20 protein-coding genes are annotated in these 22,033 nt (G+C 68.6%); 10 read left to right on the top strand and 10 right to left on the bottom strand.

Translation table 11 applies throughout. From position 1 onward, the window contains the following. Window positions 1-50: 50 nt before the first annotated feature. Entirely contained in the window at window positions 51-953 is a 903-nt protein-coding gene (locus AB0I35_RS28300; RefSeq protein WP_357399396.1) for a LysR family transcriptional regulator, read from the bottom strand. Between the two features lie 56 nt (window positions 954-1,009). On the opposite strand from AB0I35_RS28300, the gene AB0I35_RS28295 reads away from it, so the two are divergent. The 7 genes from AB0I35_RS28295 to AB0I35_RS28265 all read left to right on the top strand — a co-directional run bounded on the left by AB0I35_RS28295 (window position 1,010) and on the right by AB0I35_RS28265 (window position 9,364). Beyond that, window positions 1,010-1,297: a DapH/DapD/GlmU-related protein gene (locus tag AB0I35_RS28295; protein ID WP_357399395.1), complete on the top strand. Its 288-nt coding sequence runs from the start codon at window positions 1,010-1,012 to the stop codon at window positions 1,295-1,297. 553 nt (window positions 1,298-1,850) lie between these two features. Beyond that, window positions 1,851-2,927, top strand: coding sequence for a phenylalanine--tRNA ligase subunit alpha (gene pheS, locus AB0I35_RS28290; RefSeq protein ID WP_357399394.1), 1,077 nt, complete (start codon window positions 1,851-1,853; stop codon window positions 2,925-2,927). 15 nt (window positions 2,928-2,942) lie between these two features. After that, window positions 2,943-5,444, top strand: coding sequence for a phenylalanine--tRNA ligase subunit beta (gene pheT, locus AB0I35_RS28285; RefSeq protein WP_357399393.1), 2,502 nt, complete (start codon window positions 2,943-2,945; stop codon window positions 5,442-5,444). Window positions 5,445-5,632: 188 nt separating this feature from the next. After that, complete coding sequence (locus AB0I35_RS28280; RefSeq protein ID WP_357399423.1) at window positions 5,633-7,006, top strand: TerD family protein; 1,374 nt, start codon at window positions 5,633-5,635, stop codon at window positions 7,004-7,006. Beyond that, entirely contained in the window at window positions 7,006-7,770 is a 765-nt protein-coding gene (locus AB0I35_RS28275; RefSeq protein ID WP_357399392.1) for an alpha/beta hydrolase, read from the top strand. The genes AB0I35_RS28280 and AB0I35_RS28275 overlap by 1 nt, the downstream gene beginning before the upstream one ends. 23 nt (window positions 7,771-7,793) lie before the next feature. Beyond that, complete coding sequence (locus tag AB0I35_RS28270; protein WP_357399391.1) at window positions 7,794-8,291, top strand: hypothetical protein; 498 nt, start codon at window positions 7,794-7,796, stop codon at window positions 8,289-8,291. Window positions 8,292-8,338: 47 nt separating this feature from the next. Continuing rightward, window positions 8,339-9,364 carry a hypothetical protein gene (locus AB0I35_RS28265; protein ID WP_357399390.1) on the top strand — a complete coding sequence of 342 codons (1,026 nt, stop codon included), beginning with the start codon at window positions 8,339-8,341 and terminating at the stop codon, window positions 9,362-9,364. A 475-nt stretch (window positions 9,365-9,839) separates the two neighbouring features. Here AB0I35_RS28265 and AB0I35_RS28260 read toward each other — a convergent pair whose 3' ends face one another. The 5 genes from AB0I35_RS28260 to AB0I35_RS28240 form a co-directional block, all read right to left on the bottom strand. After that, entirely contained in the window at window positions 9,840-11,225 is a 1,386-nt protein-coding gene (locus AB0I35_RS28260) for a lipase family protein (RefSeq protein WP_357399389.1), read from the bottom strand. A gap of 90 nt (window positions 11,226-11,315) precedes the next feature. Then, on the bottom strand, window positions 11,316-11,945 hold the full coding sequence (locus AB0I35_RS28255) for a TetR/AcrR family transcriptional regulator (protein WP_357399388.1): 630 nt from the start codon (window positions 11,943-11,945) through the stop codon (window positions 11,316-11,318). Between the two features lie 9 nt (window positions 11,946-11,954). Continuing rightward, window positions 11,955-12,755 (bottom strand): ABC transporter ATP-binding protein, encoded by an 801-nt coding sequence (locus tag AB0I35_RS28250; protein WP_067498488.1) that lies wholly within the window; start codon window positions 12,753-12,755, stop codon window positions 11,955-11,957. Further along, window positions 12,755-13,837, bottom strand: a complete 1,083-nt coding sequence (locus AB0I35_RS28245; RefSeq protein WP_357399387.1) for an iron chelate uptake ABC transporter family permease subunit — start codon at window positions 13,835-13,837, stop codon at window positions 12,755-12,757. The genes AB0I35_RS28250 and AB0I35_RS28245 overlap by 1 nt, the downstream gene beginning before the upstream one ends. After that, on the bottom strand, window positions 13,834-14,865 hold the full coding sequence (locus AB0I35_RS28240) for an iron ABC transporter permease (RefSeq protein WP_357399386.1): 1,032 nt from the start codon (window positions 14,863-14,865) through the stop codon (window positions 13,834-13,836). The genes AB0I35_RS28245 and AB0I35_RS28240 overlap by 4 nt, the downstream gene beginning before the upstream one ends. A gap of 83 nt (window positions 14,866-14,948) precedes the next feature. Here AB0I35_RS28240 and AB0I35_RS28235 point away from each other — a divergent pair, with 83 nt between their 5' ends. Genes AB0I35_RS28235 through ppc form a run of 3 tightly spaced genes read left to right on the top strand, consistent with a single transcriptional unit; the run spans window position 14,949 to window position 19,444 of the window. Further along, the gene (locus AB0I35_RS28235) at window positions 14,949-16,016 is read left to right on the top strand and encodes an ABC transporter substrate-binding protein (protein WP_357399385.1); all 1,068 of its coding nucleotides are present in this window, start codon (window positions 14,949-14,951) and stop codon (window positions 16,014-16,016) included. 40 nt (window positions 16,017-16,056) lie between these two features. Next, window positions 16,057-16,614, top strand: coding sequence for a sugar O-acetyltransferase (locus AB0I35_RS28230; RefSeq protein WP_357399384.1), 558 nt, complete (start codon window positions 16,057-16,059; stop codon window positions 16,612-16,614). A gap of 58 nt (window positions 16,615-16,672) precedes the next feature. Beyond that, on the top strand, window positions 16,673-19,444 hold the full coding sequence (gene ppc, locus AB0I35_RS28225; protein ID WP_357399383.1) for a phosphoenolpyruvate carboxylase: 2,772 nt from the start codon (window positions 16,673-16,675) through the stop codon (window positions 19,442-19,444). 1 nt (window position 19,445) lies between these two features. Here the strand turns inward: ppc and AB0I35_RS28220 are convergent, their stop codons facing one another. The 4 genes from AB0I35_RS28220 to AB0I35_RS28205 all read right to left on the bottom strand — a co-directional run bounded on the left by AB0I35_RS28220 (window position 19,446) and on the right by AB0I35_RS28205 (window position 21,931). Further along, on the bottom strand, window positions 19,446-19,613 hold the full coding sequence (locus AB0I35_RS28220; protein WP_166655834.1) for a hypothetical protein: 168 nt from the start codon (window positions 19,611-19,613) through the stop codon (window positions 19,446-19,448). Between the two features lie 107 nt (window positions 19,614-19,720). Next, the gene (locus AB0I35_RS28215) at window positions 19,721-20,128 is read right to left on the bottom strand and encodes a RidA family protein (RefSeq protein ID WP_357399382.1); all 408 of its coding nucleotides are present in this window, start codon (window positions 20,126-20,128) and stop codon (window positions 19,721-19,723) included. 4 nt (window positions 20,129-20,132) lie between these two features. Further along, window positions 20,133-20,903, bottom strand: coding sequence for an IclR family transcriptional regulator (locus tag AB0I35_RS28210; protein ID WP_357399381.1), 771 nt, complete (start codon window positions 20,901-20,903; stop codon window positions 20,133-20,135). After that, complete coding sequence (locus AB0I35_RS28205; protein WP_357399380.1) at window positions 20,900-21,931, bottom strand: sugar kinase; 1,032 nt, start codon at window positions 21,929-21,931, stop codon at window positions 20,900-20,902. Before AB0I35_RS28205 ends, AB0I35_RS28210 begins: the two co-directional genes overlap by 4 nt. Between the last annotated feature and the right edge of the window lie 102 nt (window positions 21,932-22,033).

The raw sequence follows: 22,033 nt of genomic DNA, 5'->3' as shown, positions 1-22,033 counted from the left end.
CTGACGGCGCCCACGACAAGTCCGGAAGTCCGGCGAATCGGACTGGGCGATCAGCAGGTCGCCCAGTCCGGGACCCACATGTCGTCGGTGTCCTCCGGCTTGGAGGCTCGCAGGTAGTCACGCAGCCCGGTCAGCACCGGATGCTCGTGGTCGGAGCGCGTGAGCAGTATGTGTGGGTATAGGGGCGTCGGCTCGCGCAGCGGGATGCGTCGCAGGTCGTAGTTCGCGGGCCACAAGTACCGGTCGCTGCTGCCGACCAGGGTTGCGAGAGAGGCCGAGTCTGCCAGGGCATCCATGAGTGCCTCGTCGCCGAAGTGAGGGCCGAGTGCGTCGATGCTCAGTCCGAAGGCCTGCGACAGCGACCGGTAGTACCGTTCCCACTCCGTCCCCGGTCGGATACCGGGAATCCAGATGCGATGACCGGCAAGGTCGGTGGGCCTGACGTGGTTCTCGCCGGCGAACGGGTGGGCGGGTCCTACCAGCAGTTGCAATGGCACGTCCAAAAGCCGTTCGGCTCTGATGCCGACGGGGACCTGGTCGCCCGGCAGAGCACGGAAAGTGGCGTCGAGACTGCCATCGAGCACGGCCCGGGCTGCGTGGGCGGCGTTCGCGTCGCTGAGCGTGACGGTGTCCAAGACGATACCGGGGCGGGATCGGTAGTAGCGGTAGACAGCCTGGGCCGGAGCGATGCGCCGGTTGAGGACATCCACGCGCAGGGGTCGGCGGCCGGGGCACACCGCCTGCTCTGCCTGCTCGAGTGCCACCAGGACCTTTCTGGCGTAAGGGAGGAGGGCCTGCCCATCCAGGCTCAACCGCGAACCACGCGAGGTGCGCACCAGCAGTGCGACCCCGAGGCTTTTCTCCAAACCCGCAATCCGCTTGGAGACTCCTTGCTGGCTGATCCCGAGCTCGTCGGCCGCCGCCTGGAACTGTCCGGCCTCGGCGACGGCCACACGGGCTCGGCACGACGTTCGGAACGAACGTCTTCGTCAACCAAGGCTGCACCTTCATGGACAACGGCGGCATCAGCATCGGCGACAACGTCATGATCGCTCCGAAGGTCAGCCTCATCACCGGTGGGCATCCACTCCCGGTGGCCGAGCGACGTGAGTACGTCACCAGCGCCCCCATCGTGATCGAGGACGACGTCTGGATCGGCGCGGCCGCCGTTATCACCCAGGGCGTGACCATTGGTGCGGGCTCCGTCGTGGCTGCCGGTGCGGTCGTCACCCGAGACGTGCCTGCCCGCACCCTGGTCGCGGGTGTGCCCGCACGGGAGGTCAAGAGCATCGAGTGATGCATCCTCGCCCGGGCGCCACCCGGTTCGACTCCGCGATCGATGGTCCGAGACCGGCATCCCCCTAGTCTTGGTCGGGTGGGGTTTCGGGCTGGTGGGATTGTGTGTTTCCCTCGGGGCACAGTCCGCCCGCACGCGAAAACGGGCGGGGGCGGGTGGGGCGGATGCCGAGGCCGCACAGTGCCAGTCCGCTGCCCGGGGCGGTGCGTCGCATGCGCCTGTCCTGGGGTGGGGTGGAGTCGCAGGTCTGTTCAGGCATCGAGTCGTCCTGTCTCGCGTCGAACACGGCGGATGTGTTTGAACGGTTGGACGGAACTCGGGGCGATTCGGTTCCCTCGAATTTCGGTTCCGTGGTGATCTTGGTGAAAACCCGCCGAAACCCGGCCTGACCTGGACTTGTCGGTCCTGATAGCGACCTCGGGTGCGGTCCGGTAGTGGCCCCCGGTAATCCGGATGAACCGAGCGAACCCCATCCCATAGGATTTATGCAGCACCGATACGGGTAGGCAATGACGCACCCGTGAACCGATCCCCAGGGGAGAGTCGAACAATCGTGGCCGACGACAACAGTGGAGTCGAGCAGGGCGCAGGCCCGTTGGGCGCCGAACTGACCGAGGAGGCACTCGCGGCAGCGGCGGCGGAGGCCGAGAAGGCGTTCGCCGCGGCGGCCGATCTGGACGCGCTCGCGGTCGCCAAGACCGACTACATCGGCGGCAAGTCGCCGATCGCGCTGGCGCAGCGTGAGCTGGGTCGTCTGCCCAAGGAAGAGAAGGCCGACGCGGGCAAGCGGGTCAATCTCGCGCGCAAGCGGGTCTCCGATGCCTTCGAGGCGCGCCGCGCGGCGCTGCTGGAAGAGCGCGATCAGGCCGTGCTGGTGGCCGAGAAGATCGACGTCACCCTGCCCGCTCGTCGCCGCCCGGCCGGTGCCCGGCATCCCATCACGGTCATCTCCGAGCAGATCGCCGACGTGTTCGTCGGCATGGGCTGGGAGGTCGCCGAGGGCCCCGAGGTCGAGACCGAGCACTTCAACTTCGACGCGCTGAACTTCCTGCCCGACCACCCGGCGCGCACCATGCAGGACACCTTCCACATCGCCCCGGAGGGGTCGCGCCAGGTGCTGCGCACCCACACCTCCCCGGTGCAGGTGCGTTCGATGCTGGAACGTGAGCTGCCGATCTACGTCGTGTGCCCCGGTCGCACCTTCCGCACCGACGAGCTCGACGCCACCCACACCCCGGTGTTCTCGCAGGTGGAGGGTCTGGCGATCGACAAGGGCCTGACCATGGCCCACCTGCGCGGCACGCTCGACGCCTTCGCGCGCGCCCTGTTCGGTCCCGACACCCGAACCCGCATGCGCCCCAACTACTTCCCCTTCACCGAGCCCTCGGCCGAGGTCGACGTGTGGTTCCCGGACAAGAAGGGCGGCGCGGGCTGGGTCGAGTGGGGTGGCTGCGGCATGGTCAACCCGAAGGTCCTCATCGCCAGCGGCATCGATCCCGAGGTGTATTCCGGATTCGCGTTCGGCATGGGCATGGAGCGAACCCTGCAGTTCCGCAACGGGATTCCCGACATGCGCGACATCGTCGAGGGTGACGTGCGGTTCACCCTGCCCTTCGGTATCCGGTCGTAGAGAGAGAGCGAAAACGTGCGAGTAGCACAGTCCTGGCTGACCGAGATCCTGCAGCGCACCACCCCCGAGTGGTCGGTGTCGGCCGAGGAACTCGACGCGGGCTTCGTCCGGGTCGGCCTCGAGGTCGAAGAGGTCGACAAGCTCACCCCGATCGGCGGTGACATCGACAAGCCGCTGGTCGTCGGCCGCGTCGCCGAGATCACCGAACTCACCGAGTTCAAGAAGCCGATCCGCTTCTGCAAGGTCGATGTCGGCAACCCGGAGTTGCAGGAAATCGTCTGTGGCGCCCGCAATTTCGCGGTCGGCGACCTGGTCGTGGTCGTGCTGCCCGGTGGTGAGCTGCCCGGTGGGTTCAAGATCTCCTCCCGCAAGACCTACGGCCACACCTCCAACGGCATGATCTGTTCGGTCGCCGAGCTCGGCATCGGCAAGGATCACGACGGCATCCTGGTGCTCGAGCCGGGTTCCGCGCAGCCCGGTGACGATGCCAATGTGCTGCTCGGCACCGACGACACGATCATCGAGCTCAACATCACCCCGGACCGGGGCTACTGCTTCTCGGTGCGCGGTCTGGCCCGCGAGCTGGCCTGCGGTTTCGACCTCGAATACGCCGACCCCGCCGTGCGCACGCTGCCCGACGGCGAGGCCGAGGCCTGGCCGGTGCGACTGGAAGCCGACTCCGAATGCACCCGCTTCGGGGCCCGGCGCGTCACCGGGGTGAACCCGAACGCGGTGAGCCCGCTGTGGTTGCAGCGCAGGCTGATGCTGGCGGGTATGCGCCCGATCTCCCCGGCCGTCGACGTCACCAATTACGTGATGCTCGAACTGGGGCAGCCGCTGCACGCCTTCGATGCCGCGAAACTCAACGGCGGCTTGGTCGTTCGCTCCGCGCACAAGGGCGAGACCCTGCGCACCCTCGACGACACCGAGCGGACCCTCGACGCCGAGGACGTGGTGATCGCCGACGATTCCGGTGTCATCTCGCTGGCCGGTGTGATGGGTGGCGCGAGCACCGAGGTCGGCGCCGACACCACCGACGTGATCCTCGAGGCCGCCACCTGGAATCCGTTGCGCGTCTACCGGACCGCGCGCAGGCACAAGCTGTCGTCGGAGGCCGCCAAGCGCTACGAGCGGGTCGTCGATCCCGAGATCAATATCGTCGCCCTCGATCGTGCAGCCACACTGCTCGCCGAAATCACCGGCGGCACCATCGAATCCACGCTCACCGACATCCGGGTGCCGCTGGAAGCGGCGGCGCCGATCGCGATGGACATCGACCTGCCCGACCGGGTCGCGGGCGTCACCTACCCGGCGGGCACCGCCGTGCGCAGGCTGGCCCAGATCGGTGCGCACGTCGATATCGAGGTCAACGACGCGGGCAAGACCCAGCTGCTGGTGACTCCGCCGAGCTGGCGTCCCGATCTGTCCCAGCCCGCCGACCTGGTCGAAGAGGTGCTGCGCCTCGAGGGACTCGAGCAGATCCCGTCGGTGCTGCCGTCGGCGCCCGCCGGTCGCGGCCTGACCGCCCAGCAGAAGCGTCGTCGTGCGGTGAGCCGGGCGCTGGCGTTCGCCGGTGCCGTCGAAGTTCCCGCACCGGTGTTCCTGCCCGGTGGCGTGTTCGACGTGTGGGGGCTGGATGCCGACGATCCGCGCCGCAACACCACGCGCGTGCTGAACCCGCTCGACGCCGAGCGGCCGGAACTGGCGACAACGCTGCTGCCCGGTCTGCTGGAAGTCGCCGCCCGCAATATTTCTCGCGGTGCACGCGACCTCACCATCTACGGCATCGCCCAGGTGGTCCTACCTGGCGAGCAGACCCGTGCGGTGGAGGCGCTGCCGGTGGATCGCCGGCCGACCGATGAGCAGATCGCCGAGCTGAACGCCTCGCTGCCCGCCCAGCCGGTGCACGTCGCGGCGGTGCTCAGCGGTAAGCGCGATCCGCGCGGACCGTGGGGCCCGGGTCGTCCGGCCGAGGCCGCCGACGCGTTCGCGCTGGTCGACGAGGTGGCCGACGCCGCAGGTGTGGTGATCGAGCGCCGCGCCGCCGCCTACCTGCCGTGGCATCCCGGCCGCTGCGCCGAACTGCTGGTGGACGGCGTGGTCGTCGGCCACGCGGGCGAACTGCACCCCGCCGTGCTGGAACGCGCCGGTCTTCCCCCGCGCACCTGCGCGCTGGAACTCGACCTCGACGCGCTTCCCTTGATCGAATCCCGTCCTGCCCCAACGGTTTCGGCGTTCCCTGCCGTGCTGCAGGACGTGTCGATCAGCGTGGAGAAGGCCGTGCCCGCCGCTCAGGTCGAGACTGCTCTGCGCACCGGCGGTGGTGACCTGCTCGAGGACATCGCCCTGTTCGACGTCTACGAGGGCACCCAGGCGGGAGAGGGTCGCAAGTCCCTCACCTACGCGCTGCGCTTCCGCGCTCCCGACCGCACCCTTACCGAGGACGAGGCGAGTGCGGCGCGCGATGCCGCCGTCGCCTCGGCCACCGCCGCGGTCGGCGCCGAACTGCGCGCCTGATTCCAGCGGAGACAAAGGCCGTCCGGTGCCGCCGGGCGGCCTTTCCGTTGTGGAAGGCGATGGCCGAAAGGCGATCGCCGCCGGTCACGGGGGCCGAGCAGTACCCGGTGCTCATCACCGAGTTCGCCGAGCCGTAGCCGGATCGGTGGTGGGCCGGTGGCGGGGCGGGATAGGTTGGCAGCGTGTCGATGATGAAAGGCGCCAATGTCGTGGTGCCCGCCGCCGAGGTCCGGGTCGAAGTGAGTTGGCAGGCGGGGCCGGGGGTGCCCGACGCGGATGCGTCCGCCCTGCTGCTCGCCGGGACGAAGGTGCGCTCCGACGACGACTTCGTGTTCTACAACCAGGCGGTGCACCCCTCCGGGGCAGTGCGCCACGTCGGGAAACGCCAGGGCCCGACGGTAGTCGACACCCTGTCGGTGCAGCTGGCGCAGGTGGAGCCGCAGATCGAGAAGATCATGCTGGCCGCCTCCGCCGACGGCGGCACCTTCGGGCAGTTCCGCGACCTCTGCATCCGGGTACTCGACGCGGCGACCGGTGGGGAGGTCGCCCGATTCGACAGCACCGGCGCCACCACCGAGACCGCGTTCGTCCTCGGCGAGTTGTATCGCCGCCAGGGTGCGTGGAAGTTCCGCGCGGTGGGCCAGGGGTACGACACCGGACTGGCCGGGCTCGCAACGGATTTCGGTATCACTGTCGACGATGCCCCGGTCGACCAGCCCTTCACTCCGCCCCCGAGCCGGCCGACTCCGGCTGTTCAACCGCAGCAGCCGGCACCGCCACCGACCCAGCCCTACGCGCCGCCGCAGGGGCGACCACAACCGGTCCAGCCCGGGCAGTATGCACCGCCGGGACAACCTTTCGCCGCGCCGAACCAACCGCATCCGGGCGCTCGATTCCCCTCGCCTGCAACACCATCCGGGCAAGCTCCGGTGAACCTCGCGAAAGTCTCCCTCACGAAGGAATCCCCGAGCGTCTCGCTCACCAAGCACGGCGCCACCGGCGGCGTGATGCGGGTGAATCTCAATTGGACGTCGATGGCCGCCACCGGCCGCATCTTCGGCAAACTGCGCGGCAAGAACATCGACCTCGACCTGTGCTGTTTCTTCGAATTGGTCAACGGCGCGATCGGGTCCGTCCGGGCGCTGGATCGGCGCTTCGGCGCGCTCTACGAACCGCCGTTCATCCACCTCGACCAGGACGACCGCACCGGCGCGAGCATCACCGGTGAGAACCTGTCGATCAATCTCGACTACACCGGGTTCTTCCGCCGCATCCTCGTGTTCGCCTCGATCTACGACGGGGCAAGCGATTTCCGCAACGTCCACGCCACCGTGACCCTGCACCCGGTGAATTCGGCGCCGATCGAAATGACGCTCGACGGGTGCACCGACAATTCCCGCGACGCCGTGCTCGCGGTGCTCGAGAACGTGAACGGCGAACTCGTGGTGCGCCGCGAAGGTGTCTTCGTCCGGCCACCCGCCGGGCAGCCGGGTGGCGGCGTGATGGAGATCGCGCGACTCTACAACTGGGACTTCGGTTTTCAAGCGGGACGCGGAAAGTGATGCGGCATCCGGCGACCAGGGTGCTCAACGCACTGGTCTACCACCCCGAGCGGCACCTCGCGCAGACCCCGGCCGCGCTCGGCCTGGACTACCGCGATCTGCACATGCGTACGGCGGACGGCATCGATCTGCACGGCTGGTTCGTGCGTGCCGAACGCCCGCGCGCCCACATCCTCTACGCCCACGGCAACGCCGGGACCATCGGTGACCGGGTGTCGATCATCGCGCTGCTGGTCGCCGCCGGTTTCGACGTGCTCGCCTTCGACTACCGCGGTTTCGGGCACAGCACCGGGGCACCCGGCGAGCACGGCACCTACCTGGATGCGCGTGCGGCGCGCACCGCTCTGCTCGAACAGCCGGAGGTCGACCCCGCACGGGTCGTCTACCTGGGCAAATCGCTCGGGGGTGGGGTGTTGCTCGAGCTGGCGGGTGAGCACCCGCCCGCGGGCATGATCCTGATGTCGACCTTCAGCGGTATGCGTGACGCCGCCCGCTCGGTCTATCCGTTCCTGCCCGCACCGCTGGTTCCCGACGCCTACCCGAACCTGCGCCGCATTTCCGCGTTGCGAGTGCCGGTGCTGATGATGCACGGCGAACACGACGAACTGCTGCCGCTGCGCCATGCCGAACGCCTGTATGCGGCCGCGAACGAGCCCAAGCAGTTGATCGTGGTGCCCGGGGCGGGCCACAACGATGTCATCGACACGCTCGGATCGCGCTGGCCACAGCTCATCGCGCAATGGAGTGAGTTCCTCGACAGGTGAGCTCGGCTGCGTAGCCTGGCGGTATGAGCGAAACGAGCGAGATCCTCGGCCGACTGGCCGCGTTGCCCGACGCCGAGCTGGTATCGCTGCTGCGCGCGGCGGTGGCGGGCAGGCCGGGGCTCGGCGCCGTCGCCGCCGCGCTGGCTCAGGTGGAGGCCGGTCATGCCGAGGTCGGCCCGCCTGTGATGCTCGACACCGAGGCCGAGATCCTCGACGCGGAGCCCGTCGCATCGGAGCAGGTCGGAGATGGTCATGCGGTACCGCCGGTACCGTTCGGGGGTTCCGGACCCGCCGCGAACGCTGTGACCGGCGGATATTCCACTTCTGGAGTGCCGACATTCGACGCGGTTCGCGATAAGGTCGAGCAGCGTTTCGGCACCGCCAAGGGCATGGGTGAACTCGACCGGCAGACCCCGGCGGGCCGCAGCGCCGACGAACAATGGGAGGCGCGGGGCAAGGCCGCGCGCGAGCGTCTGGATCAGATCCGGAAGGCGATGCGGGACAACGATTCCGGCGCCTAGCCTCGCGTCCTCCCAACCGAGCGACGACCGTGATTGGGTGGACATACATGACGCAGGCGCGCCAGATCGCCGAACGACTGCTCGACGCGCAGGTCGACTACCTGCTCGGCGAGGTGACCGGCGAACGGTTCGCCGAGGTGATCGCCCGCGACGTGGCGGCCGTACTCGCCGTCGGCGACACCATCCGCTTCGGTGATGTGGTCTCCCTGGCCGACGGCGAGGAGACGGTGGCTCGGGTATTCGACCGCATCGGCGGTTCGCCCGTCATCGCCGACACGGTCGGGATGTTCTCCGACGCCATCTACGACCACATCGCCACCAACACCGACTACACCCTCGGCGATGTGGTCGACCGGGAGCCGGTGGAAGCGCTGCTGGAGAAGATCTTCGGCATGCATCAGGCCCAGGAACGCATTCTGGACCGGCTCACCGAGAGCCCGCTGGTGGCGACTGTCGCGTCGCGTTTCGTCGACAAGTTGATCGGCGATTTCATGCAGGCCAATCGGGAACGCGCGGAGAAGATTCCGGGTGTGTCCTCGCTGATGTCGCTCGGTCAGTCCGCGGCCAACCGCGCCAAGAAGGTCGCCGCCGACAGCACCTTCGTCGGTGACCTCGCGGGCAAGGGCGCGCTGTTCGCGCTCAAGCGCACCAACAACGCCATTCGCGACATGCTGCGCGACGCCCCCGTGCACTCGGCGGCGATGGAATTCTGGGACCTGCACGCCGACGAACCGGTGGCGGGCCTGCGCGAATACCTCACCCAGAAGGATCTCAACGAACTGGTCCAGATCTGCTACGAAATCGCGGTCACCACGAGGGAGAAGGAATACTTCGGCCTGCTGGTCCGCGAATGCGTCGAGGTGTTCTACACCCGCTACGCCGACCACACCCTCTCCTCGATGCTCCCCGAACTCGGCCTGAACGCCGACGACATCAGCACCGAAATTTTGCGCTACGGCCCGGCCGTCATCGAAGCGGCCAAGCGCAACGGTGTCCTCGCCCAACTCCTGCGCGAACGCCTCGAACCCTTCTACTACTCCGACCAGGTCCTCGGTATTCTCGCCGGGGAATAAGTGTCGATCCGCCACTTGAAGCGGTCCGGGGAGCGAAATTCCTTTCCGCATCAGGGTTTCGGCGCCGTCACCGAATTACGGTGTGAGCGGTGAGCTTTCCGACATAGAAAGCCCCATTGATTTCCGGCATGTCGAGATCAATGCACGAATTCCGTTCTCACGCTGTCCCGGATTGACCGCGCACCCGGGGCAGTGCAAGTCGACACCTGACTTTCGCCCGGATACTCGCGGTGTCGCTGGTGCTGGTGCTCGTGCTGCTCGGGGGTCGACAACCCCGGCCGCCATGCCGAGAAGACCGCGACCACGGTTGCGCTGGACTTCGGCGCATCACCCTCGACGTGGCACTCTTCGAACAGGTCCTGCAGCACCGTGCCCTGCCTCGCCACCGGGAAGTCGGCTGAGCAGGGTCGGCGGAGCGGTGCGCACGGGCGTCGCGCGGCGCGGTGTAGCACACGCCGCCACGACATCCGATGCCTCAGCGGCTGCCCAGCGGGGCTCCGAAGAAGGTGGCGAACTTGGCGGACAGGGTGTCGCCGAGGAAGGACAGGGCGCCGGGTGTGGCGGCCATGGTGCCTGCGTCGGAGGTGGTGCAGCCCTGCGCGGCGGGGATGCCGTCGAGCCGGTCGCGCAGCCAGAGCAGGGCGGCGGGGCCGCCGACGACCTCGGCGACGATGTGTTCGCTGGCGTGGTCGCGGGTGTAGGTCAGGGAGGTGTTCGGGTCGCGGCAGTAGGTGTCGACCAGGGCGTCGGTCGCGGCGAGGGGCAGGATCTCGTCCCACGCGGAGTGCCACAGGAACAGCGGCATATCGGGGACTGACTCGCCCATGCGGGTGTCGTCGAGCATGGCCGCCACGGGCGGATCGTCGAGCGGGTTGCCGTCGGAACCGATCATGCCGGTGAGGTCGAGGAACGGCAGCAGCGCCGACTGGTACTGCACGCACAACGGCGACTTGACCGCCATCAGCCCCCTGCCGAGCGGGTTCAGTCGTTGATCGAGATAGGTTGCGAATTCAGGGTATTCGCGGGTCAGGCCCAGGACAGCGGCGAAGACAAGGCCGGAGGTGAGCTGGTTGTTCGCCATGGTGAGGGCGGCGCCCAGATCCGCGCCGACCCCACCCTCGGCCGCGCCGACGATGTTCAGTTCGGGTGCGTAACTCGCGTGCAGCTCGGCGGCGTGACCGGTCGCGATCGACCCGCCGGAGTACCCGTAGAGGCCGACCGGTGCGTCGGACCCCACCTCGAGCGGCGCGAATCCGGTCGCGGCGCGAATGCCGTCGAGGGTGATCCGACCCGCCAGCGGTCCGGCGGCATAGGCCGAGTACGGACCCTGATGGTCGGGCACGACGACCGCCCAGCCCTGCGCCAGCGCCGCCTGCGCGAACAGGAATTCGGCGGGCACCACGATCTGTCCGGCCACCGGGGCGACCGAAAGATGTTGCAGCGCATAGGACGGCGCGCAATAGCCCGCGGTCGAGTCCTCGGCCAGCTGGACCGAGAGCAGCTTGCGCGGTGAGATCGCCTGTCCGCGTGGCTTGATCAGCGTGGCCACGGCCGGGATCGCTTCGTCGCGGCTGTTGTTGGAGCGGTAGGACACCTGCCACGCGTCGACGTCGACCGGCAGCACGCCGAAGTCGGCGATGGTGACCTGCCTGGCCGCGATGATCGCGCCGGGTTCGGTCGCCGCCACCACATCGGCGGGCGGGAGGTAGAAACCCGGGTCGAGCTCGGGTGGCAGCGGAATCACCGGGGCGGGCGGGATCGCCGCCGGCTCGGCTGCGACCGGACCGGCCGCCACCACCGTTGCCGCCGCGAGCACGCTGGTAGCCAGGGCGAGCCAGCGCGGAATCAGGGGAGATCTCATCGTGCACAGTCCTCACAGGAATTGAGACGCCTTCGTCTCAATGGCGGCTACTATGGCACGAGTGTGGTGTGGATCGCAATCGGCCGCGGGTCAGGCAGGCGAGGTCAGGGCGTTGAGCAAGGTGGTGAAGACATCGACGAGGTCGTCGACGGGGGGTCGGGGGTCGTCGAGACTCCACTGGTGCACGGCGCCGTTGACGGCGCCGATGAAGGCCGCCATCGCCATCCGCCAACCGCCCGGCGGCGTGCGCACACCGTCGCGGGCGGACGCGACGGTGGCGACCACCTCGCCCCACTGATCCCGGACCCGAGCCCGGTGTTCCTCGACCGAGGCGCTCACCCCGACGATCTCGACGAACGCCACCTTGGCCGCCCGGATATCGTCGGTGATGGCTGTCGTGTAAGCCCGCAGCGCGGCTTCGATGAGGGTGCGCAGATCGTCGGTGCCGACCGCCGCGAGCGCCGCGATCACGGCCTCGCGCGCCCTGCCCTGCACCACGTCGTACACCGCGACGAGCAGTTCCTCGCGACCGGCGAACTGCTCGTAGAACTGCCGCCGGGACAGCCCCGCCGCCGCGCACACATCGGTGAGCGAACTGTTGGCGTACGACTTCTCGGCGAAGACGGTCAGGCCCGCCTCGATGAACAGCGCACGACGCTCGACCTGTCGCTCGGCGACCGAAGTGCCGGTGTAATTGTGCCGAGTGCGCCCAGATGTCACCCCACGACCCTACGAGGTGGCGGCCTCGACGGGTCCGATCGGGACCACCAGCGGGGTGCCGGTGACCGGATCCTCGATCACCTTCGCGCGCAGCCCGAACACCTGCGCCACCACGTCCTCGGTTAGCACTTCGGCGGGCGTGCCCGCCGCAACTACGCGTCCGGCCCGCATCGCGACCAGCCGATGGGCATAGCGGGCGGCGAGATTGAGGTCGTGCAGCACCATCACCACCGTGCGGTTCGCCTCGGCGTGCAGTCGCCGGACCAGGTCGAGCACCTCGATCTGGTGGGCGAGGTCGAGGAAGGTGGTCGGTTCGTCGAGCAGCAGCAGGTCGGTGTTCTGGGCCAGCGCCATCGAGATCCAGGCGCGCTGGCGTTGCCCGCCGGACAGCTCGTCGAGCGAGCGGTCGGCGAACTCGACCATATCGGTCCAGGTGAGCGCCTCGGTGACGGCGGACTCGTCGTCCTGGGACCATTGGCGATACCACCGCTGGTGCGGATGCCTGCCCCGCGCGACGAGGTCGGCGACGGTGAGACCGTCCGGGGCGAGCGGGGATTGGGGCAGGATGCCGAGTACGCGCGCCACGTCCCTGGTCGACATCCGGTCGATGCGTTTGCCGTCGAGGTGCACATGACCACCGGTGGGCCGAAGGAGCCGGGCCATCGCGCGCAGGAGCGTGGATTTTCCGCAACCGTTTGGTCCGATCACCGCGGTGATCGTGCCACCGGTGACCTCGAGATCCAGCCCGTCGACGACGGTGGTCGTCCCGTAGCCGAGGGTCAAGGCGTCGGCCTGGAGCCGAACGGTCATCACGCGCCCGCTTTCCCGGCACGATTGCGCCGCATCAACAGATAGATCAGATAGGGGGCGCCGAGCACGGCGGTGACCACCCCCACGGGCAGCTCGCCCGAGGGCAGCAGCGTGCGGGCGACGAGATCGGCCCCGACGGTGAAGGCCGCGCCGAGCATCGCCGAGGTGAGCAGCGGTGGCTGGGCCGAACCGGTGAGCCGCAGCGCCACCTGCGGCACCGCGAGGGCGATGAAGATGACAGCCCCCGCCGAGGCGGTCGCGACCCCGGCGAGCAGTACCGCCAGCACCAGCAGCGTCAGGCGGGCGGTGTTGAGCCGGATGCCGAGCGAGCGGGCGGTGTCGTCACCGAAGTGCAGGGCGCCGAGCAGGTGGGTGCCCGCGAGGACCACCGGCACCAGGACGGCCAAGGCGATCGCGACCGGTGTCACCTGGATCCAGCCGCTGCCGTTGAGGCTGCCGGTCAGCCAGGTCACCGCCCGCGTCGCGACATCGACTTCCCCGACGCTGAGCAGCCAGAACGTCACGCTGGACAGCAGCGAACCGGCGCCGAGGCCGACGAGTACGAGTCGATAGCCTTCGATCCCGCCGCGCCAGGCCAGCACGAAAACTCCCAGCGCGGCGAGTAGTCCGCCGAGCATGGACGCCACCGGCACCCCGATCTCGGCCACCGCGCCGCTGACCTGCCCACGGCTGCCCGACAGCGCGATCACCGCGACCGCGGCGACGCTCGCGCCCGCGGTGACACCGAGAATATCGGGACTGGACAACGGGTTTCGCGCGATGCCCTGGGTGATCGCACCGGACAACGCGAGCGCCGCGCCGACCAGCGCACCGGTGAGAATCCTCGGCAGTCGCAGATCCCACACCACGTATGCCAGCCCGTCGTCGCCACCACCGGTGAGCACCGCGAGCACATCCAGCGGCGTGACCGGGCCGCCGTCGGGCATCGTGTAGGTGCCGAGTGCGAGCGCGACACAACTGGTGACACCGAGCACCGCCACGCCGAGCAACAGGACCGCCGTGGTGCGCAACCGCAACTGCCAGGACACCGGCCCCAGCCGGACCGCCCGCACGGTACTCATACGGTCACCAGCTTCCGGCGACGGACCAGCACGATGAAGAACGGCACGCCGACGAAGGCGAGCATGATGCCCGCGGGCAGTTCGCCCTTGTCCAGCACCACTCGCCCCGCGATGTCGGCGACCAGCACCAGGATCACGCCGAGCAGCCCGGCGACCGGAACCAGCCAGCGGTAGTCGGGTCCGGTGATGCCGCGCGCGAGGTGCGGAACAACGAGTCCGACGAACCCGAGCGGGCCGGCGATCGCCACCACCGCGCCGGTGAGCAGCACGATCGAGCCGATGCCGACGGTGCGGGCCAGGGTGACGCGATGGCCGAGCGCGCGGGCGGTGTCCTCACCCAGGCCGAGCGCGTTGAGCGCGGAGGTGTTGGCCAGCGCGAGCACGATCCCGGCGACGACGAAAGGTGTTGCCTTACCGAGTAAGTCGAGGCTGGTTCCGGCCAGCGACCCGGCCTTCCAGAAACGGTAGATATCGGTGACGTCGGTGTCGAACAGCACCACTGCCGAGATCAGTCCTTGCAGCAGGTAGCTGACGGCGGCGCCGGCCAGCGCGAGAGTCACCGGGGTCGGCCCGCCCCGTCCCGTCGTCCCGATGACGAACACCGTGACGGTGGCGATCAAGGCGCCCGCGAAACCGAACCACACATAGCCGAACAGGCTCGAGATGCCACCGACCATCACCGCCGCGACGATGCCGAGCGCAGCACCCTGGGTGATGCCGAGCAGCGCCGGGTCCGCGAGCGGGTTCCTGGTGTGGCCCTGGATCACCGCGCCCGCGATGCCGAGCGCGAGCCCGGCGAGGATCCCCAGCAGAGTGCGCGGCAGCCGAAGACCGTTGACGATGGCACCGGTCTCGGTGTCGGTGGTGGCGCCGAGTGCTTGCAGAACCTCCAGCGGAGGGATGAATTTCGAGCCGACGGCCATGCTGAGCAGCACGGCCGTGAGCACCGCGACCAGCAGACCCGCGATGAGTAGCAACCGGCGAGACCGTGTGTCGGCGAACACGGCTCCGGGCGGCGATGCGGTCACTGTCCCTCTTCGTAGTTGGTAATTAGGTAAGGCTTCGCTACGTTAGCAACCCTGAGGACAACCGAACCACCCGGGAGACGTCGATGAATACCCCACTGAGCCGTCGGCTCGCCGCCGCCGCGGTAGTCGCCGCCGCTGTACTGAGTCTTTCCGCGTGCGGCCAGGAACGCGCGACCACCGGCGCCGCAGGCAGTGATTGCGACACCGCGAGCAATCTCGACGGCGGCGCCTACCCGCGCACCATCGAGAAGGGCGCGGTCAAGGACGCGGCAGGGGCGAATGTCGGCACCGTCGTCGACCCGGCGACCATCGCCACCCGCCCGGTCCGCGTCGCCGCGCTCGATCAGACGTTCGTCGACGCCGCGCTGGTGCTCAACACCGAACTCGTCGCGTACACGACCTACCAATCCATGGGGGACAAGCTGCCCGCGTTCCTCGGTGCGTCGGCACAGACCTGCGGCAGCCGCGCGGTGAACGTCGGTAGCGTCCAGACCCCCGACATCGAGAAGTTGGCCGGTGCCCGCCCGGACCTGATCGTCTCGGCCAAGGTGCGGCACGAGAAGCAGTACGAGCAGTTCCGTGGCATCAAGCTCGGTTCGGGCACGGTGCCGGTGGTGTTCAGCCAGACCACCGGCGCCACTTGGAAGGAGAACCTGCTGTTGCTCGCGAAGGCGGTCGACAAGGAGAACCTCGCCAAGGCGAAACTCATCGCCTACCAGGACCGGGCCGCCGCGATCGGCGCGGCGATCAAGGCGAAGAACGGCGGGACCGCGCCCACCGTCTCGCTGCTGCGCTTCATGGGCAAGGAGGACCGGCTCATGCAGCGGGTCAGCTTCATCGGCGACATCTTCGCCGACACCGGCCTGAATCAGCCCGACAAGTCGACCGACCCGAAGAACGACTTCGCGATCACGCTGAGCCCGGAGCGTCTGCTCGACGCCGACGCCGACTACGTCTTCCTCACCAGCAGCGGCGAGGACGCCGCCACCCAGCGCAAGGCGGCCGCCGAGGCCAACCCGCTGTGGAATCAGCTGCGGGGCAAGATCACCCCGGTCGACGACCTGGTCTGGCTGACCTCGGTCGGTCTCACCGGCGCACACGCGGTACTCGACGACATCGCCGCGACCTTCGGCGTCGACCCGGCGAAGTAGGCGCGCAGCTTCCTGTTCGCTCACCCCTACACTCGGCGGGGTGGGCGAACAGAAGCAGCACATGCTGGCGGGGGATCTGTACAAGGACAACGACCCGGAACTCGTGGCCGAACGTCGACGAGCGCAACGGTTGTGCGACGAGTTCAATCGCACCGGGCCCGACGAAACCGATCGGCGGACCGAGTTGCTGGGCGATCTCCTCGGCAAACTGGGGGAAGGGTCGTGGATCATGCCGCGATTCCAGTGCGACTACGGCTATCTGATCGAGATCGGCGCCAACAGTTTCCTCAACTACGACGCGATCCTGCTCGACTGCGCGCCGATCATCATCGGGGACGACTGTTCGATCGGGCCGCGCTGTCAGCTGCTCACCGCCCTTCACCCGATGCAGGATCACGAAAAACGCAGGCAGCGATGGGAATCGGCGGCGCCGATCCGGATCGGGAACAACGCGTGGTTCGGCGGCGGAGTCATCGTGTGCCCCGGGGTCACCATCGGCAACGACGTGGTGGTCGGCGCGGGCAGCGTGGTCACCCGCGACCTGCCCGATCGCGTGTTCGCGGCGGGCAATCCGGCCAGGGTGATCCGGGCGCTGTAGGTGTGATCCGCGCGTCGCCGGGTCGCGTTCGGTGGGTCGGCGGCAATACTGTCTGTTCATGGGCCAATCGCGAGTCGTGCAGGAGCAGGAAGCCACCCGGCCGTTGCGCGAGGACATCCGGTTCCTCGGCGGCATCCTCGGTGACACCATTCGTGACCACGAAGGACCCGAGGTGTTCGACCTCATCGAGCGGGTCCGCATCGAGGCGTTCCGGGTGCGTCGCGAGGAAGTGGAACGCAGCGCGGTCGCCGACATGCTCGACGGCACCCCCACCGAAGTGGCGCTGCCGCTGATCCGGGCGTTCAGCTACTTCGTGCTGCTGGCCAATCTGGCCGAGGACATCCAGCGCGACCGCCGCCGCGCCGCGCACGTGGCGGCGGGTGAACCACCGCAGGACTCCTCGCTGGCCGCGACCTACGCCAAGCTCGACGCCGCCGACCTCGACGGCACGAGCGTGGCCGAACAGCTCACCGACGCCCTGGTCTCCCCGGTGATCACCGCGCACCCCACCGAGACGCGCAGGCGTACGGTCTTCGACGTGCAGGCCAAGATCACCGCCCTGATGCGGTTGCGGCGCAGGCTCGAGCCCGGCGACCCCGGTTTCGACGACACCGAAATGCGCATTCGCCGTGAAGTCCTCACCCTGTGGCGCACCGCGCTGATCCGGTTGGCGCGCTTGCGGATTCAGGACGAGATCTCGGTGGGCCTGCGCTACTACGACCTGACCCTCTACGACGTGATCCCCGCGATCAACGCCGAGGTCCGTGCGGCCCTGCGTTCCCGCTGGCCCGATGTCGACCTGCTCGAGCGCCCGATCCTGCGCCCCGGGTCCTGGATCGGTGGCGACCGCGACGGAAACCCCTATGTGACAGCCGAAGTCGTGCACACCGCCGCCGAGCAGGCCGCCGCCTACGCCTTCGGCCGCTACCTGGGCGAGCTGGTGGAACTGGAGAAGTCGCTGTCGCAGTCGGCGCGGCTGGTGCGGGTGAGCCCGGCGGTCACCGCGCTCGCGGCGGCCGGTTACGACGACCCGGCCGTGTTCGCCGACGAACCGTACCGCCGTGCGCTGCATGCGATCCGGGCCCGCCTCAGTGCCACCGCGCGACGCGCGCTCGACCGCCTCCCGGACCACGGTCTCACCGCCGACGCCGAGCCCTACCCCACGCCGCAGGCCGTGCTCGACGACCTGGACGCGATCGATGCCTCCCTGCGCGCCAGCGGTGACGCCCTGCTCGCCGACGACCGCCTCTCCGCCCTGCGCCACGCCGTGGAGACCTTCGGTTTCCACCTGCAGGGCCTCGACCTGCGCCAGAACTCCGAGGTGCACGAACAGGTCGTCGCCGAACTGCTCGCCTGGTCGGGTGTGCACCCGGACTACGCGAGCCTGAGCGAAGCCGAACGGGTCGACCTGCTGGCCACCGAATTGCGCACGCGCAGGCCACTTCTCGGCCCGAACACACAGCTGAGCGAGCTGGCGGCCAAGGAACTCGGTGTGCTGCGCGCGGCCAAGGACGTGATCGACACCTTCGGTGCCGCCGCCGTCCCGAACTACATCATCAGCATGTGCACCTCGGTGAGCGACATGCTCGAGGCCGCCCTGCTGCTCGAGGAGGCAGGGATTCTCGATCCCGGCACGCCCGACGGTTCACCGCACAGCCCGGTCGGGATCGTCCCGCTGTTCGAGACCATCGAGGACCTCGGTGCGGGCGCGGCGACTCTCGCTGCCGCACTGGAGGTTCCGGTGTACCGCGACCTCGTCGCCGCCGCAGGCATGCGGCAGGAAGTGATGCTCGGCTACTCCGATTCCAACAAGGACGGGGGGTACCTGGCCGCGAACTGGGCGCTCTACCGCGCCGAACTGGACCTGGTGGAGGTGGCGCGTAAATCGGGAATCCGGTTGCGGCTCTTCCACGGTCGCGGCGGAACCGTCGGACGTGGTGGTGGTCGCAGCTACGACGCGATCCTCGCCCAGCCGGCCGGCGCCGTACGCGGGTCGTTGCGGCTCACCGAACAGGGCGAGGTGATCGCCGCGAAGTACTCCGAATCCGGTGCGGCACACCGCAACCTGGAATCACTCATCGCGGGCACCCTCGAATCCACCCTGCTCGACGTGGAGGGCCTCGGCGACGACGCCGAACCCGCCTACGAACTGCTCGACGACCTGGCGACCCGGGCCCGCGCCGCCTACGCGCACCTCGTGCACGACACCCCCGGCTTCGTCGAGTACTTCCGCCAGTCCACCCCGGTCGCCGAGGTCGGCGACCTCAATATCGGCAGCCGCCCGGCCTCGCGCAAACCGACCAATTCGGTGTCGGACCTGCGTGCGATCCCGTGGGTGATGGCCTGGAGCCAGGCCCGCGTCATGCTGCCGGGCTGGTACGGCACCGGCACCGCACTGCAGGACTGGGTTGGCGACGATCCGGCGCGCCTGGCCCGGCTCACCGATCTCTACCAGCGCTGGCCCTTCCTGCGCACCGTGCTGTCGAACCTGGCGCAGGTGATGGCCAAGAGCGACCTCGACATCGCCGCCCGCTACGCCGACCTCGTCGACGACGAACACCTGCGCGACACGATCTTCGGGATGATCCGCGACGAACACGCGCGAACGATCCGCATGTACAAGGCGGTCACCGGCCACGACGAACTCCTCAGCGACAACCCGTCACTGGCGGAGTCGATCCACAATCGTTTCCCCTACCTGGAACCGCTCAACCAGCTCCAGGTCGACCTGCTGCGCAGGCTGCGCGGCGGTGACGATTCCGAACTGGTGAAACGGGGGATCCTGCTCACCATGAACGGTCTCGCCACCGCCCTGCGCAACTCGGGCTAGGTCACAGGCACACGCTGATGGTGAGCGGCCCGACCGGGATGCCGGTGCAGATCGACACCGAACCGACGACGGGCGTCGCGGTGGCGGCCGAGGCGGTGCCCGCACCGGTGGCGGTGACGAACAGGGCGAGTGCGGCGACGGCGAGCGGACGGGCGGTCTTGACGAACATAGGCTGATCCTCGGGTAGGACGGGTCGAACAGGCCCCAGGCGGGGCCCGACCCATCTCAACACGAGCCCCGCTCCGGTGTCCTTCGCATCGTGGGAAACGCAGTCGCTCAATCGGTCACGATCGCCACGGCATCGATCTCCACGAGCATCTCGGCGCGCGGCAGACCTGTGAACACGGTGGTGCGCGACGGCAGCACCCCGTCGGTGGTGTGCTCGGTGACGAACTGGCCGTACGCCTCGTTCATGATCGCGAAGTCCTCGCGCTTGGTGAGGTACACGCGCAACATCACCACATCGTCGAAGGTGGCGCCGGACGCGTCGATGATGGCCTTCACGTTCATCAGGGTGCGGGTGGTCTGGGCGGCCACGTCACCCTGGTGCAGGTACTCGTTGGTTTCCGGATCGACCGGACCCTGCCCGGAGACCTGGACGAACGGTCCCTTGCGCACGCCCTGGGAGAAGGTGTGGGCGGGGGCGGGAGCGTCGGCGGTGCGGACGGCGATCTTGTCGGACATTGGTTCAGCCTTTCCTCGCGGGGACGGCTCGGCGGGGATCCCAGCCGAGTTCGGTGGAGATGGCATCGGCGCACGCACGCACCTGGGGGAGCAGCGCGAGCACCTGGTCGTGATCGAGCAGCACATCGGGCACCGAGACCGACACGGCGGCGACCACATTGCCGATGCCGTCGCGCACGGGCACGCCGATGCAGTTGACGAAACTCTCGTGTTCCTCGTGGTCCTCGGCGAAGCCCTGGGCGGCAACCCTTTCCAGCTCGGCGAGGTATCGCTCCGGCGTACGCAGGGTGCGTGGGGTGAACGGGTGGTAGTCCAAACGCGCTGCCACCGTGACCCATTCGGATCGCGGCAGCGCAGCGACGAGAACCTTGCCGACGGCCGTGCAATGCAGGGGAGCGGGCCTGCCGATGCGCGAGTACATCCGCACCGACTGTTCGGCATCGACCTTGTCGATGTAGACCGCGTCACCGGACTCGTAGGCGGCCAGGTGCACCGTCTGGCCGGTGGTCGTGCCGAGTGCGCTCAGATGCGGCCGGGCGACGGTGCGCACGTCACGGTTTTCCAGTGCGTGGCTTGCCAATTCGAACATGCGGCTGCCCAGTGAGTAGCGGTGCGCGGCGTCGCGGACCACGAATCGTTCGGCCTGCATGGTCTGCAGCAGCCGCAGCACCGTCGACTTGTGCACCCCGAGCCGGCCCGCCAGTTCGTCGAGGGATTGGGAGTCCTCGCCGAGCGCGATCAGAATGGACAGGGCTCGCGACACGCTTTGACTCATGGCCCGATCGTCCCATCTGCTCGCGGTGGATAGGTGAGCCCCGTCCAGGCGTCGTCGGAAAGCGCGGCCAGTCGCCGGAGTTCTTGGGACGGTGGAAGTTTCGCCGAATCGCCCGCGTCGGTGAGGGTAGCGGCCGCGCACAGGTGCCCGTAGCGCAGGCGGGTGCGCAGGTCGGCGCCGTGCAGCAGTGCCGCGAGGTAGCCACCGGCGAAGGCGTCACCGGCGCCGATGCGTTCGGTGACGGTGAGGTTCAGCGCGGGAACTTCCATTACGTGATCACCGTCGAACCCGATCGCGGTGTGCTTGTCGTTCTTGACGATCAGCTGCCCCGGTTCGGGGAACAGGCCACGCAGGGCCGCCGGATCACCGGTACCGAAGATCTCGGTGGCTTCGTCGGCGCCGAGGAACACGACATCGGCGCCACGCACGTGCGCGGCGAGTTCGTCGGCGGCCGCGCCGATACGTGAACCCCACACGGCCGGGCGGTAATTCAGGTCGAAGCTGACCAGCGAACCGTGTCGTGGACGGTCGAGCAGACCGCGGGTGAGCGCACACGCCGAATCGGACAGCGCGGGGGTGATGCCGGTGAAGTGCACGAGGTCGGCTCGTGTCAGTGGCGGTGCGTCGAGGTCGGCGGGCGAGAGGGCGCTGGCGGCCGACCCGGACCGGTAGTAGTGCATGCGGCTCTCGCCCCGGGGTAGGTCGTGTGCCGCGTCCGAGCCGCCGCCGCGTTCCTTGATGTAGATGCCGGTCGGCCGCATCGGGTCGACCGCGACCGCTGCCACGTCCACTCCCGCACGGGCCAGCTCGGCCGTCAGGTAGCGCCCGAACCCGTCGTCACCGACCCGCGACAGCCACGCCGCCGATATCCCGAGCTGGGCCAGCACCGAGGCCACGTTCGCCTCGGCGCCACCGGCGCAACGCTCGAACATTCCGGAGCCTTCGAGCGGGCCGGGCTCGGCGACGAGCACCGCCAATCCCTCGCCAACGGTGACCGCCCTGGGCTGCGCCTTTGTTACGTGGGTCACCTCGTCGGACCTTTCGTGGTTGCGGTCACTGCTGTCTGCATGCACAATAACGAGCAGAAACATTCAGTGCAACTCTCGTTGCACATAGTGCAATAGCTGCCG

The sequence above is a fragment of the Nocardia sp. NPDC050378 genome, assembly GCF_040655675.1.
GTDB lineage: Bacteria > Actinomycetota > Actinomycetes > Mycobacteriales > Mycobacteriaceae > Nocardia > Nocardia coubleae.
The sequence above is the reverse complement of the archived record's forward strand: the minus strand, read 5'-3'. Positions and strand labels throughout refer to the sequence as shown.